This is a genomic window from Cognatundibacterium oligocarboniphilum (assembly GCF_013377855.1).
Taxonomy (GTDB): domain Bacteria; phylum Pseudomonadota; class Gammaproteobacteria; order Burkholderiales; family Burkholderiaceae_D; genus Undibacterium; species Undibacterium oligocarboniphilum.
Genome location: NZ_JABXYJ010000005.1, coordinates 148,383 through 161,319, shown reverse-complemented (window position 1 = coordinate 161,319; position 12,937 = coordinate 148,383). Strand labels below are relative to the sequence as shown.

Genomic DNA, 12,937 nt, shown 5'->3' with positions numbered 1-12,937 from the left:
CAAATGATAGCCCGGATTTGAAAAATTTACTCTCAAACAACTCCTAATCCGAAAATGCCGGCGCAGCTTGCTGGTATACTACGCACCACTACTTCTCACATCTTCATTTATGCGCCAATACCTCGACTTCATGCGGCATGTGCGGGATCACGGCACAATAAAGACCGACCGGACAGGAACCGGCACTATTTCGGTATTCGGTTATCAGATGCGCTTCGATCTGCAGCAAGGTTTTCCGCTGATCACCACTAAAAAACTACATTTGAAATCGATTATCCATGAATTGATCTGGTTTCTGGCTGGCTCGACCAATATTCAATACCTGAAAGATAACGGCGTTTCAATCTGGGATGAGTGGGCTGATGAAAACGGTAACCTGGGGCCAGTTTATGGCTCACAGTGGCGTAACTGGCCAACACCGGATGGTCAGCATATTGATCAGATCGCACAGCTGATCGACCAGATCCGCAACAACCCGGATTCAAGACGCATGATCGTTTCAGCATGGAACGTAGCCGATATTCCACAGATGAAACTGCCGCCATGTCATGCCCTTTTTCAATTTTATGTCGCAGATGGAAAATTATCCTGTCAGCTTTATCAGCGCAGTGCTGATATTTTCCTTGGTGTTCCGTTTAATATTGCTTCATATGCCTTGCTGACCCATATGATTGCTCAGCAAACCGGGCTGGATGTGGGAGAGTTCATCTGGACAGGCGGAGACTGCCACTTGTACTCCAATCACTTGCAACAGGTCGAAGAACAACTATCGCGCACACCGCTGCCTTTGCCGCAGTTACGGATTCTCCGCCATCCCGGATCTGTATTTGATTACCGCTTTGAAGATTTTGAGTTCATTAATTATGAATTTCATCCACATATCAAAGCGCCAGTCGCCGTATAGGAAATGTCATCAACATGTCTTCTTTGACTATTATCGTTGCGACGGATAAACGCGCTGGCATCGGTATCAACAATACCCTGCCCTGGCACTTACCAGAAGATCTGGCACATTTTAAAAAAATGACCAGCGGTCATCCGATCATTATGGGAAGAAAAACTTTTGAGTCCATTGGCCGTCCGCTTCCAAACCGGCGCAATATCATCATCAGCCGCAACGCAACATGGCAACATGAAGGTACCGAAGTATTTCCTTCGCTCGAAGCTGCACAAAAAGCGCTGGCAGCACAATCCGCTTTTGTTATTGGCGGCGCCCAAATATACGCTCAGGCGATGCCACTGGCTAATCAATTGATCGTCACAGAAATACAACAGGAATTCCCCTGTGATGCATTCTTCCCTTATATTGAACCAACACAATGGAAAGAAATCAGTAGAGAATCTCATTATTCCGAACCTCGGCAACTACATTACGATTTTGTTACTTACGAAAAAATTTAAGGATTGCTTATGTCATCTGAAGGCTTTCACGTGCATGGCCCACACGATCATGAACTTGAACATGTGGCAGAACATGGCGGCGATGAGTTCGCCAGCCGCATCGCGGTGATGACCGCCATCATGGCAACAGTCGGCGCGCTGTTTGGCTACGAAGGCGGCGCGACCCAAAATAATGCGGCTATGTATAAAAATGAGGCCTCCATCAAAAAGACCGCGGCAGCGAACCAATGGAATTTTTATCAATCAAAGTCGAATAAGCAGAATCTGGCAGAGCTGGCGCTGATTCTGCCCGGGGCAGATGAGGAAAAATACAAAGCCAAGATCGCCCGTTACGAAAGTGAAAAAGAGCAAATCAAGCAGGATGCCGAAAAGCTCGAGGCCGAATCCAGAGAGTGGGATCACAAGTCCGAAGAAGCCATGCATCAGCATCATCGCTGGGCACAGGCGATGACGGCGGTACAAATTGCCATTTCTCTCGCGGCCATTACTTTATTAACAAAAAAGAAATGGTTGCAATATGCTTCATATGGCGTGGCCGGTATTGGCGTTATACTGGCCGGGCTCGCCTGGCTACACATCTGATTTGAGAGATTAATATGAAACGACTTCTCGGTATCCTGCTGCTCGCAGGTGCAGTGACGGCGCAAGCTCAGACAGCCGATTTTGTGCAAATTGTTCCAGAATACTATCTGCCAAAAGACGTAAATTTTTCCTTAGGTGCAGCAGCACTCTATCTGCCCAAGTACAAAGGCTCGGACGAGCATCGTGTTACTGCTTATCCATTATTTGATGGGCAATGGAAAAACGGTGCTTTTTTCAGTGCGGTTAATGGTTTAGGTTATAACTTTTCCAAAATCCAAGGGCTGCAGTATGGTCTGCGCATGTCGCTTGAGGCTGCGCGCGACGAATCACGTTCGACTAAATTACACGGGTTAGGCGATGTGAATACCGCACTGGAACCCGGTGCTTTCCTGAATTACTCGTTTACACCGAATTATTCCCTGTTGTCATCCTTACGGTATGGATCAGGGATCGACCATAACGGACTGCAGATCAGCCTTGGCGGCCGCATTTCCACCGCGCTCAACAGTCAGCACAGGCTCTCTGCCACGATTGGTGCAAACTGGGCTAACAGCGCATATCAGCAATCGTATTTCGGTGTCACACCACAGCAATCCCTTGCCAGTGGATATGCGCAATACACACCAACAGCAGGACTGACCGACATTCGTCTGCATGCCAGCTGGCATTGGAATATCGATACCAACTGGTCTCTCACGACCGGTGCATCCATTAGTCGACTGTCAGGGGACGCCGCCAAGAGTCCGTTTGTATTTGACAGGACTCCGGTCACCGTCTATTCGGCTGCCAGCTACCGGTTCTGATCCGACGCGACTGACCAGATCAGTAACCAGCAACAAAAGGGCACAGTGCAAACTATGCCCTTTTTTGCATGTCACCTCAAATATTCCGCATTACCAGAAATTCAATCTGACACATTCCCCCGCCCCGCCACTTTTCATCTTCACCTGGCACTTCATGACCATCCGATGAAATATGCAGGAAATCCTGAAAATTCACTCTTTTTTTCTACATTATCCCTCACATATCTGAGAGAATTCGCTCTTTGAATTTTTCGGCGCGCAAGCGGTTACCAAACTTGCCCAGGCGTCTCCCTTGTACGACGTTTTTTGGAGACTTCCATGAAATTCCGCTTCCCCATTGTCATCATTGACGAAGATTTCCGTTCCGAAAATACCTCCGGCCTGGGGATCCGTGCGCTCGCAGACGCTATCGAATCAGAAGGCATGGAAGTCCTCGGCGTGACCAGCTACGGCGACCTGTCTCAGTTCGCTCAACAACAATCGCGTGCATCAGCATTTATTCTGTCGATTGATGACGAAGAATTCGGTGATGGCAGCGATGAAGAGACTGATTACGCACTGAAATCATTACGCGCTTTTGTAGAGGAAATCCGGTATAAAAATGCAGATATCCCGATTTATCTGTATGGTGAAACACGGACCTCACGCCACATTCCGAATGATATCCTGCGTGAACTGCATGGCTTCATTCACATGTTTGAAGACACTCCTGAATTCGTTGCACGTCATATCATCCGGGAAGCAAAATCCTATCTCGACAGTCTGGCACCGCCATTTTTCCGCGCGCTGGTGCACTATGCCAACGATGGCTCTTACTCCTGGCATTGCCCTGGGCACTCCGGCGGCGTGGCTTTTCTGAAGTCACCGATCGGTCAGATGTTTCACCAGTTTTTTGGTGAGAACATGTTACGTGCCGACGTCTGTAACGCGGTAGAAGAACTCGGACAGTTACTTGACCATACCGGTCCGGTAGCCGCCTCAGAACGTAACGCGGCACGTATTTTTAATGCAGATCACTGCTACTTCGTCACTAACGGCACATCGACTTCGAATAAGATGGTCTGGCATTCCACCGTAGCGCCAGGCGACATCGTCGTGGTCGACCGCAACTGCCATAAATCCATACTGCACTCCATCATCATGTGCGGCGCAATTCCGGTATTTTTAATGCCTACCCGGAATCATCTTGGCATCATCGGCCCTATTCCGCTGGAAGAATTCAGTATGGAAAGCATTCGCAAAAAAATCGAAGCTAATCCATTTGCGCGCGAAGCAAAAAACAAAAAACCCCGAATTCTGACGATTACACAATCGACCTATGATGGCGTGCTGTACAACGTTGAAGTATTAAAAAACATGCTGGATGGCGAAATTGACACCCTGCACTTTGACGAAGCATGGTTGCCACATGCCACCTTCCACCCCTTCTATCAGGATATGCATGCCATTGGCAAAGACCGGCCAAGAGCAAAAAAATCCATGATTTTCTCAACCCAATCCACGCACAAACTGCTGGCTGGTATTTCCCAGGCGTCCCAGATCCTGGTGCGCGAATCGGAAACTGTGAAGCTGGATAAAGACAGCTTCAATGAAGCCTACCTGATGCATACGTCTACTTCTCCGCAATATTCGATCATTGCATCATGCGACGTCGCTGCAGCCATGATGGAAGCGCCTGGTGGGGAAGCTCTGGTCGAAGAGTCGATTCTGGAAGCGCTGGACTTCCGCCGTGCCATGCGCAAGGTCGATCAGGAATGGGGTCAGGACTGGTGGTTTCAGGTCTGGGGACCGGAAGAATTCGCCGCAGACGGCGTTGGCTCCAGAGAAGATTGGGTCATCCGTGCCGAAGACGACTGGCACGGTTTTGGCAAACTGGCCTCTGGCTTCAACATGCTGGATCCGATCAAGGCAACCATCGTTACTCCCGGCCTGTCTCTCGAAGGTAAGTTCGGTGAAACAGGCATCCCGGCATCAATTGTGACCAAGTATCTGGCTGAGCATGGCGTGATTGTAGAAAAATGCGGTCTGTATTCCTTCTTCATCATGTTTACGATCGGCATTACCAAAGGCCGTTGGAATACATTGCTAACCGCTTTGCAGCAATTCAAGGACGATTACGATAAAAATCAGCCGATGTGGCGTATTTTGCCCGAATTTGCAGCCGCCAATCCACGTTACGAAGGTGTTGGTCTGAAAGATCTGTGCCAGGGCATCCATGAAGCCTATAAAGGACACGACGTTGCTCGACTAACAACTGAAATGTATTTGTCCGACATGCAGCCCGCCATGAAACCATCTGACGCATTCGCCATGATGGCGCATCGAGAAATTGAACGTGTATCGATTGATGAGCTGGAAGGCCGGGTCACTGCAATTCTGCTGACGCCCTACCCACCAGGTATTCCTCTGTTAATTCCGGGGGAACGTTTTAACCGGACGATCGTCGATTACCTGCGTTTCGTGCGGGATTTTAACGAAAAATTTCCGGGCTTTGAAACAGATTGCCATGGCTTGGTCAAAGCTGAGCTAGATGGGAAACGTGGATATTTTGTCGATTGCGTCAAACAGGCTGCAGAAGCGGGAAAATAAAAACTCCGATCGCGAAGTCCTCATCTAAAAAATCCCTGAAGACAACCGTCTGTCAGGGATTTTTTAATTATTGTAAACATTTTGTCTGAAATCAGCTGAGCACTTGCTGCTTGCAGCAAAAAAGCAGTAACATCAGGCGAATACATGATCAGAATACCATTTCCTGAACAAGGTAGTTGCCGGATATTTATACGGAAAATACATGAGTGAAGTGCAAGGTCTAATGCCGCTGAGAAAAACGGAAATCAGCGTCGGAGAAACTATCAACTGGCCGATTTATAGTCAGGATGGCTGCCTGTTGCTTAATGCAGGGCTGAAAATTAAAGACCAACAGCAACTGGAACATCTGATGGAAGTCGGGTACTGCAATGCGAACCATCTCTGGGACAGTATCCCTTCAAAGCTGTCTGCCTCAGAAACACTCTCAAAATCATCCACAGAAGAATCTGCGCCTCCGACTGACCTGAACAAAGAAAGCATCGTTGAGCTCGATAGCGTGCGCTGGACAGTCGGAGAGGTTTTTTACCTGCAGACTCACGATCAGTCCGCAGCACGCTATACCGTTCGTCTAATTGGTTTTATTAAAAATAAAACACTGCTGGTGACGGCTCCGGTGATTAACGGTAAAGCAGAATTAATTCGTGAAGGGCAGGCATTTATCATTCGTGCTTTTCCCGGGAAAAAAGCTTATGCCTTTGCTGCCACGCTCGTTAAATATATCTACTCACCGCATGCCTACCTGCATCTGAGTTACCCGAAACAGGTGCGCTCCACCACAATTCGCCAGGGAGCAAGAGCTGCCGTTAAAATCATTGCGTCTGTTTCCATGAAAAACTCAGATATCACTGCTGCTGCCACACTTGGCGACCTGAGTATGGGTGGAGCTTCGGGTATTCTGAAAAAGCAGATTGGCAATAAAGGGGATGTCGGAGTCATCAAATTTAAAGTTCACGCCGCCGGAAACGACGAATACTTGGTACTGGATACGATTTTACGATCCGTAGCAGAAACCGAGAATGGCGAAGAATTCCGGCATGGTTTTGAATTTGTTAATCTGACACCGCAATCCCGTTTAGTGCTCTCCGCTTTCGTGCATCAAACCTTAGCAGAAAAAGACTGAAATAGCATAAACAAAGTCCATAATGCATGACCATCTGCGACGTCTTATTGCTTCAATAAAAAAGCAGATTCAGTGAATCTGCTTTTTTTTACGCTGTGGCTTTGGATTATGTTCAGGTTTTTGGCAGAGTCACACCGTGCTGTCCCTGATATTTACCACCACGGTCTTTGTAAGACGTTTCGCACACTTCATCACTCTCAAAAAATAACACTTGCGCACAACCTTCGCCGGCATAAATCTTGGCCGGCAGCGGTGTCGTATTTGAGAATTCCAGCGTGACGTATCCTTCCCACTCGGGTTCAAACGGCGTCACATTCACAATAATGCCGCAACGGGCGTAAGTTGACTTGCCGAGACAGATCGTCAGCACACTGCGCGGTATCCGGAAATACTCCATCGTCCTGGCCAGAGCGAATGAATTCGGCGGAATGATGCAGACATCCCCTTTGAAATCGACAAATGACTTTTCGTCGAAATTTTTAGGGTCAACAATCGTGCTGTTGATATTGGTGAAAATCTTGAATTCATCAGCACAGCGGATATCGTAACCATAAGACGATGTGCCATAACTGACAATGCGCTGGCCATCGCGGGTACGCACTTGTCCCGGCTCAAACGGCGAAATCATACCGTGCTGTTCCGCCATGCGGCGTATCCATTTATCCGATTTGATGCTCATGCAATTCTCCTGCCAGAAATAGTGGGGAGAATTTTACGCGAAAACAAACACTGTAATGAGCAAATTGCACAAACATCCACGCAAAAGCGGTCTCTGCTTGTTGCAACGATCTGCCGGCGTCCGGAAATGACAACACCCTTTTCAGATATAACTGATGCAAATCAAAATCAACGTTGCTTTAGCAGATCAGCGGCAGCTGTCTTGATCGCTTCGCGGATACGCTGATAAGTGCCACAGCGACAGATATTGCCGCTCATGGCGTTGTCGATATCCGTATCAGTCGGCGAAGAATTTGATGCCAGTAAAGCTGCGGCGCTCATTAACTGACCAGACTGGCAATATCCGCACTGCGGTACGTCATGAATCATCCATGCCCGCTGCAGAGCCTTGCCGTAAGCGCTCTCCAGATGCTCAATCGTCGTGATTTTTTTATCTGCGACAGAAGCGACCGGCGTCTGGCATGAGCGCACAGGCACGCCATCCACATGGACGGTGCAAGCGCCACATAAGGCAGCACCACAACCGAATTTAGTTCCGGTAAGCCCAAGTTCATCGCGCAAGACCCACAGTAATGGGGTATCAGACTCAGAGCGACAACTGACTGTCTGATCATTAATCCGCAAATTGGTTGTCATCAGATCTCTTCATCACCGGGCGCATATCCCGACGAGCAATAGTTAAATTATTTTTTATAGGAGGGGAAAAATAACTGCTGCCCATCCACTTTAAATTCTGCAATTTTTTTCTGCCCTTCCGGCGAAGTCATCCATTCGATCAGGCTATTCGCTCCACGGATATTAATGTCTTTATATTTAGCCGGATTCACGGCGATGATGCCATACGGATTAAACATTTTGGGATCACCCTCGACCTCAATTGCCAGACCGGTTTTGGCCTTATACGCGCCGTAAGTAGCGCGGTCAGTCAGGGTGTACGCCTGCATCTGCGCCGCCATCGTCAGCACCTCGCCCATACCGAGACCTGCGGAGATATATGATGCGCCAGCTGGCTTCACACCAGCCTCTTTCCAGTATGCTTGCTCCATCTGGTCGGTACCGGAATTATCGCCGCGGGAGATGAACTTGACCTGTGCCCCTGCCAGTTTGCGCAAGGCCGCGATCACATCCTTACTGCCTTTCAGACCTGCCGGATCGGATACCGGTCCGACGATGATGAAGTCGTTGTACATCACATCGCGGCGGTTAATGCCGTGACCTTCTGCCACAAATTTATCTTCTGCCGCACGTGCATGCACCAGAGTCACATCCACATCGCCATTCTTTGCCAACTCGAGCGCCTTGCCGGTACCGACAGAAATCACATGCACCTTGACATGCGTTTTTGCCTCAAATTCCGGCAAAATGGCTTTCAGCAATCCAGAATTATCAGTACTGGTCGTTGTGGATAAACGCAACACTTCCTCAGCATGGATAAGCGGATGCACGCAAAAGATCAATACCGCGACAGCAGCTATTAGTTTTTTCATTGTTCCTCCTGGAATAAGTGCCACGCTATTCTCGCATGAAAGCAGGTCGTTACACCGCCCGCAATCCGCGGCCACTGCAACGGAATCACTTCCGTGCACCGACCGATTTGTCAAATATGCACCCAAAAAAATGTATAGCATACACCCAGCAGAATTTCATTTTTTGGGGGAAATCATTAAAAATAAGCCTATACTCTTCATCAAAAAAGGGATTAGATCACATACTCCCCCCAGTATGTTGAATTAGAATTTACGGATAAGTCATCCCTGGTTCAGACGGTCAACGGCGTAAACCGCTGCACCTGCTTCCCGTCAATCTCCAGCATCTCAAAAAACACACTCTTGGGCCTAGTCCAGATACTTCCGTTCTGGGCGCGATAAACGATCACCGGACTCAGATCAGCCTCCTGAGTCGCCTCGCAGACCAACTCGTAAATCCCGCCTTTGTAATGCCTGAAACGCTGCGAATGTCCGATACTGACTGCAGGCGACGCAGCCGTCACGACAGCGTGTTCCGGAGGTGAAAAATACTTTTGTAAAAATCCAGAAACTTTGGCGGCAGCCAGCCGGTTCACCTGCACCAGCAATTGCGGATTAATTGGTGCCTGTGTAGTGTAGCGTTGCTGCAATTGCGTCGCCAGATACAACATCAGCGCTGCCGTGACCTGCGCATCCGCTTCTGCCCGATGCGCGCGCCCTTCAAAACGGATTTTCAGTGCAGCGGCCAGCGGACCAAGTGAATAGCTGGGTAAACCGGGACAAATCCTGCGTGCCAGCTTGACGGAACAGATCACGCCCTGATGTGATGGTTGCAGCCCCAGACGCTGACTTTCGGACCACAAGAACTTTTCGTCAAAACTCGCATTGTGCGCCACCAGCGCAGAATCGCCGATAAATGCCAGCAAAGAGGGAAATACCTCCTCCGCCGGCGGTGCAGCATCGACCATGGCCTGCGTAATACCGGTCAATTCAGTAATAAAATACGGAATCCGCACGCGACTATTGACCAGCGAGACAAAACGCTCCGTGACCGCGCCGCCCACTATCCGTAACGCGGCGACTTCCGTCACACGCCCACCCTGCTCCGGGCTCATGCCGGAAGTTTCAAAATCGATGACAACCACTGCCTGTTCAAACATACGCTTTCAATCATTCATCACATTATCTGACTCGTACCAAATCATCCGCGCCACTTGCACCTGCTTGCCTGAGGCCGGTAATTTTGCGTCAGCCCGTCCGTTATTGGGCTGCAACGCAAAAACCCCGCCAATCTATCACGTTTAAATCACGATGCACTTCTCCTACCTCCGGTAATCAGCAAAAGAACGATACATCGCCGGAAAAGAAGGCACCCGGTGATTGCTCAGAAAGGAAAAAAAGCGTGATAATGCGCGATTAGTAAATTGATCATCTGCGGCGACAAAGATCATCAAGTCCGGGCGGACCCGGTCAGCACAACTGGCAGAGTCCATCATGCATAACAAAAAAAGGGTCACCAATGCAAAAAGAAACCACTTCCGCATTTAAGCCGTACATACCCGCTGCAGCACAGTTACCGGAAATGACTGCCCGCGCCCTGATCATGGGGGTGGTGCTCGGTATGATTTTTGGCGCTTCATCACTCTATCTGGTGTTAAAAGTCGGCCTGACCGTCAGCGCCTCGATTCCGGTAGCCGTGATTGCCATCACACTGTTCCGCCTGTTTAACAAGGCGGGTGGTAAAGATTCCACGATTCTGGAAAACAGTATTACCCAGACTGCCGGCTCGGCGGGTGAATCGCTCGCATTCGGCCTGGGCGTCACCATGCCTGCTATCCTGATCCTGGGTTTTGATCTGGAAATCTACCGCGTGATGCTCGTCGGCTGCCTTGGTGGTTTGCTTGGCATCCTGATGATGATCCCGATGCGACGTACCATGATTGTGGAAAAACACGGTGAACTGAAATACCCGGAAGGGACTGCCTGTGCCGAGGTATTAAAAGCAGCTGCCACTGATACCTCGCGTGAGGCCGCTGGTGAAACCAGCAATCCGCATGCTCAGGATGATGCGAACCGCCGCGCAGCCATTATCTTCGGCGGATTCGGAATCGGTCTGTTATATAAAATTGCCAATGTCGCGTTCAAAGGATGGAAAGACACCCCCGAAGTTGTTTTTGGCACTCCACTAAAAGCCGGCTCGATCGGCGCAGAAGTATCTCCGGAATTACTCGGCGTTGGCTACATCATCGGCCCCCGTATTGCTGCTGTAATGGCTGCAGGCGGCGTCATGTCTTACCTGTTGTTGATCCCGATGATCAAATTTTTTGGCGATGCGCTGACCGTCCCGCTGACACCCGGAACCAAGCTGATCAGCGCCATGAGCCCTCACGAAATCCGCAGCGCCTATGTACTGTACATCGGCGCAGGCGCTGTCGCTGCTGGCGGACTGGTCAGCCTGATGCGTGCCATGCCTACCATCTGGCGCAGTCTGTCGGCCGGATTATCGGGCATGCGGAACGGCAAAGAACAAGTCCGCGCCGTATTACGCACTGATCAGGATATTCCGATGAAATGGGTAATCATCGGTGCGCTGGCAATCATTGCCATCATCACAATGGCAACACCATTGCACATGAATTTACTCGGTGCATTGCTGATACTGGTATTCGGATTTTTGTTCTCCACCGTGTCTTCCCGCCTCACTGGTGAAATTGGTTCGTCTTCCAACCCGATTTCCGGCATGACTGTAGCGACGCTGTTATTCACCTGCCTGATTTTTCTGTTGATGGGCTGGACCGGTGGTCAATATTATGTGACGGCACTCTCTGTCGGTGCGATCGTCTGTATTGCGTCCAGCAATGCAGGCACCACTTCCCAGGATTTAAAAACCGGTTATCTGGTAGGGTCCACGCCACGCCTGCAACAGTACGCTATTCTCGCCGGCGCTCTGTCATCAGCGTTGATTCTGGGCCCAATCCTGTTGAAGCTGAACGATGCAGGCACAGTCTACGTACCGGCAGCACAGGTTACCGCAGGTCTCAGCACTGATGCCGCCAAACTGACTGAAACCGCGCAATTGCAAGGTCCACAGGCCGAACAGGATAAGACCACCTATAAAGTCTGGCACAAGAATGACAGCAATGGCGGCCCTGCCGGCAAGTATCTGGTGAACGATGCAGGACAAGTGGTCTACCTGGTTGATCCGGGCATCAATGGCGCCTACAACAAGCGCCCTGACGGAACTGAGGTAAAAAAATACGATGCCCCCAAAGCTGTGCTGATGTCGTACATCATCAAAGGGATTCTGGATCGTCAGTTACCTTGGACGCTGGTATTATTTGGCGTGATGATTGCGCTGGTGCTGGAAATGTCCGGCATCCCATCGCTGGCATTTGCAGTCGGTGTTTATTTGCCGCTATCATCGTCAGCCCCCCTGTTTGTCGGCGGCATGATACGCTGGCTGGTCGATCGCAGGAACAGCAAGCTCGATCAGTATAAGAACCTGAATGCAGAAGAAATGCAGGCTGCCGGCGATCGCAGTGCGGGTGTGCTGTTATCCTCTGGCTATATTGCCGGCGGAGCGCTGGCAGGGATTGTGATCGCCTTCACTGCAGGTATTCTGACCGGTTTTGATCAGGCCATCGGCAACTGGGCGACTGTACATAATCCTTTCTTTGAAGGACCCAATGCTAATGCCCTGACGATGCTGCCTTACGCCGTGATCGTTTTGTTGCTGTACTGGATTGGCAGAGAAAAAAATACCCCATCTGATCGTTAAGCAGCGACAGCACCCGATTAGATATTTTTTATCAAAGAGACCGGTATTGCTAACGATTCAGGGCTTGAATTCCTGTGAATTCGAGCCCTTTTTATTCCCGTCTGTCCACACAGATCTACTTGTACCAAGGAAAAGAAGATGATTTCCTCACCCATTTACGATTGTAAAAATCAAGCTGTTGTGATTGGCGATATCGTTCGCATCGTTACACTGAACCCGCAGTTCATAAAGAGTTTTCCGGAGGATGAACGAATTCTGATCGAATCAATGATCGGACAGTTTTTTAAAATCATCGCACTCGATGAAGATGGCTATCCTTGTGTTGTCAGGGAATGGCATGATGAACGCGGACAGCTGCAAACGCACGTCATCGGACTGGATTCCGAAGAGATGGAAAAAGTCTGAGTCATCGTTCTGCATTTTTGCTCAATGCCTGGTACCACAACTACCAGTATGAAAAAAATACCACCGTATGAGTGACATTTTTTTGGAGAGGAATGCATTAAAGTCGGATGAAATT

12 protein-coding genes are annotated in these 12,937 nt (G+C 49.5%); 8 read left to right on the top strand and 4 right to left on the bottom strand.

The window, feature by feature from the left end; translation table 11 throughout:
• Positions 1-109 precede the first annotated feature (109 nt).
• From HV832_RS09975 to HV832_RS09950, 6 genes are all read left to right on the top strand, one after another.
• Positions 110-904: a thymidylate synthase gene (locus HV832_RS09975; RefSeq protein WP_176803693.1), complete on the top strand. Its 795-nt coding sequence runs from the start codon at positions 110-112 to the stop codon at positions 902-904.
• Between the two features lie 14 nt (positions 905-918).
• Complete coding sequence (locus HV832_RS09970) at positions 919-1,401, top strand: dihydrofolate reductase (RefSeq protein ID WP_176803692.1); 483 nt, start codon at positions 919-921, stop codon at positions 1,399-1,401.
• A gap of 9 nt (positions 1,402-1,410) precedes the next feature.
• Positions 1,411-1,983 carry a DUF4337 domain-containing protein gene (locus HV832_RS09965; RefSeq protein WP_176803691.1) on the top strand — a complete coding sequence of 191 codons (573 nt, stop codon included), beginning with the start codon at positions 1,411-1,413 and terminating at the stop codon, positions 1,981-1,983.
• A gap of 14 nt (positions 1,984-1,997) precedes the next feature.
• The gene (locus HV832_RS09960; RefSeq protein ID WP_176803690.1) at positions 1,998-2,786 is read left to right on the top strand and encodes a MipA/OmpV family protein; all 789 of its coding nucleotides are present in this window, start codon (positions 1,998-2,000) and stop codon (positions 2,784-2,786) included.
• 318 nt (positions 2,787-3,104) lie between these two features.
• Entirely contained in the window at positions 3,105-5,375 is a 2,271-nt protein-coding gene (locus HV832_RS09955) for an arginine/lysine/ornithine decarboxylase (RefSeq protein WP_176803689.1), read from the top strand.
• A gap of 202 nt (positions 5,376-5,577) precedes the next feature.
• Positions 5,578-6,495 (top strand): flagellar brake protein, encoded by a 918-nt coding sequence (locus HV832_RS09950; RefSeq protein WP_176803688.1) that lies wholly within the window; start codon positions 5,578-5,580, stop codon positions 6,493-6,495.
• A 112-nt stretch (positions 6,496-6,607) separates the two neighbouring features.
• On the opposite strand, the gene dcd is transcribed toward HV832_RS09950, so the two are convergent.
• The 4 genes from dcd to HV832_RS09930 all read right to left on the bottom strand — a co-directional run bounded on the left by dcd (position 6,608) and on the right by HV832_RS09930 (position 9,799).
• Positions 6,608-7,174 carry a dCTP deaminase gene (dcd, locus tag HV832_RS09945; RefSeq protein ID WP_176803687.1) on the bottom strand — a complete coding sequence of 189 codons (567 nt, stop codon included), beginning with the start codon at positions 7,172-7,174 and terminating at the stop codon, positions 6,608-6,610.
• 167 nt (positions 7,175-7,341) lie between these two features.
• Positions 7,342-7,809 carry a (2Fe-2S)-binding protein gene (locus HV832_RS09940; RefSeq protein ID WP_176803686.1) on the bottom strand — a complete coding sequence of 156 codons (468 nt, stop codon included), beginning with the start codon at positions 7,807-7,809 and terminating at the stop codon, positions 7,342-7,344.
• Between the two features lie 47 nt (positions 7,810-7,856).
• The gene (locus HV832_RS09935) at positions 7,857-8,660 is read right to left on the bottom strand and encodes an ABC transporter substrate-binding protein (RefSeq protein ID WP_176803685.1); all 804 of its coding nucleotides are present in this window, start codon (positions 8,658-8,660) and stop codon (positions 7,857-7,859) included.
• A 272-nt stretch (positions 8,661-8,932) separates the two neighbouring features.
• Positions 8,933-9,799 (bottom strand): DUF1653 domain-containing protein, encoded by an 867-nt coding sequence (locus tag HV832_RS09930; RefSeq protein WP_176803684.1) that lies wholly within the window; start codon positions 9,797-9,799, stop codon positions 8,933-8,935.
• A 359-nt stretch (positions 9,800-10,158) separates the two neighbouring features.
• On the opposite strand from HV832_RS09930, the gene HV832_RS09925 reads away from it, so the two are divergent.
• Both HV832_RS09925 and HV832_RS09920 read left to right on the top strand, forming a co-directional pair.
• Positions 10,159-12,417, top strand: a complete 2,259-nt coding sequence (locus tag HV832_RS09925; protein ID WP_176803683.1) for an OPT family oligopeptide transporter — start codon at positions 10,159-10,161, stop codon at positions 12,415-12,417.
• A gap of 138 nt (positions 12,418-12,555) precedes the next feature.
• Positions 12,556-12,822, top strand: a complete 267-nt coding sequence (locus tag HV832_RS09920; protein WP_176803682.1) for a hypothetical protein — start codon at positions 12,556-12,558, stop codon at positions 12,820-12,822.
• Positions 12,823-12,937 lie beyond the last annotated feature (115 nt).

Coding starts and splice junctions, on each gene's coding strand:
- HV832_RS09955 (WP_176803689.1), top strand. CDS start 3,105: ATGAAATTCCGCTTCCCCATTGTCATCATTGACGAAGATTTCCGTTCC.
- HV832_RS09950 (WP_176803688.1), top strand. CDS start 5,578: ATGAGTGAAGTGCAAGGTCTAATGCCGCTGAGAAAAACGGAAATCAGC.
- HV832_RS09935 (WP_176803685.1), bottom strand. CDS start 8,660: ATGAAAAAACTAATAGCTGCTGTCGCGGTATTGATCTTTTGCGTGCAT.
- HV832_RS09975 (WP_176803693.1), top strand. CDS start 110: ATGCGCCAATACCTCGACTTCATGCGGCATGTGCGGGATCACGGCACA.
- HV832_RS09940 (WP_176803686.1), bottom strand. CDS start 7,809: ATGACAACCAATTTGCGGATTAATGATCAGACAGTCAGTTGTCGCTCT.
- HV832_RS09970 (WP_176803692.1), top strand. CDS start 919: ATGTCTTCTTTGACTATTATCGTTGCGACGGATAAACGCGCTGGCATC.
- HV832_RS09960 (WP_176803690.1), top strand. CDS start 1,998: ATGAAACGACTTCTCGGTATCCTGCTGCTCGCAGGTGCAGTGACGGCG.
- dcd (WP_176803687.1), bottom strand. CDS start 7,174: ATGAGCATCAAATCGGATAAATGGATACGCCGCATGGCGGAACAGCAC.
- HV832_RS09965 (WP_176803691.1), top strand. CDS start 1,411: ATGTCATCTGAAGGCTTTCACGTGCATGGCCCACACGATCATGAACTT.
- HV832_RS09920 (WP_176803682.1), top strand. CDS start 12,556: ATGATTTCCTCACCCATTTACGATTGTAAAAATCAAGCTGTTGTGATT.
- HV832_RS09925 (WP_176803683.1), top strand. CDS start 10,159: ATGCAAAAAGAAACCACTTCCGCATTTAAGCCGTACATACCCGCTGCA.
- HV832_RS09930 (WP_176803684.1), bottom strand. CDS start 9,799: ATGTTTGAACAGGCAGTGGTTGTCATCGATTTTGAAACTTCCGGCATG.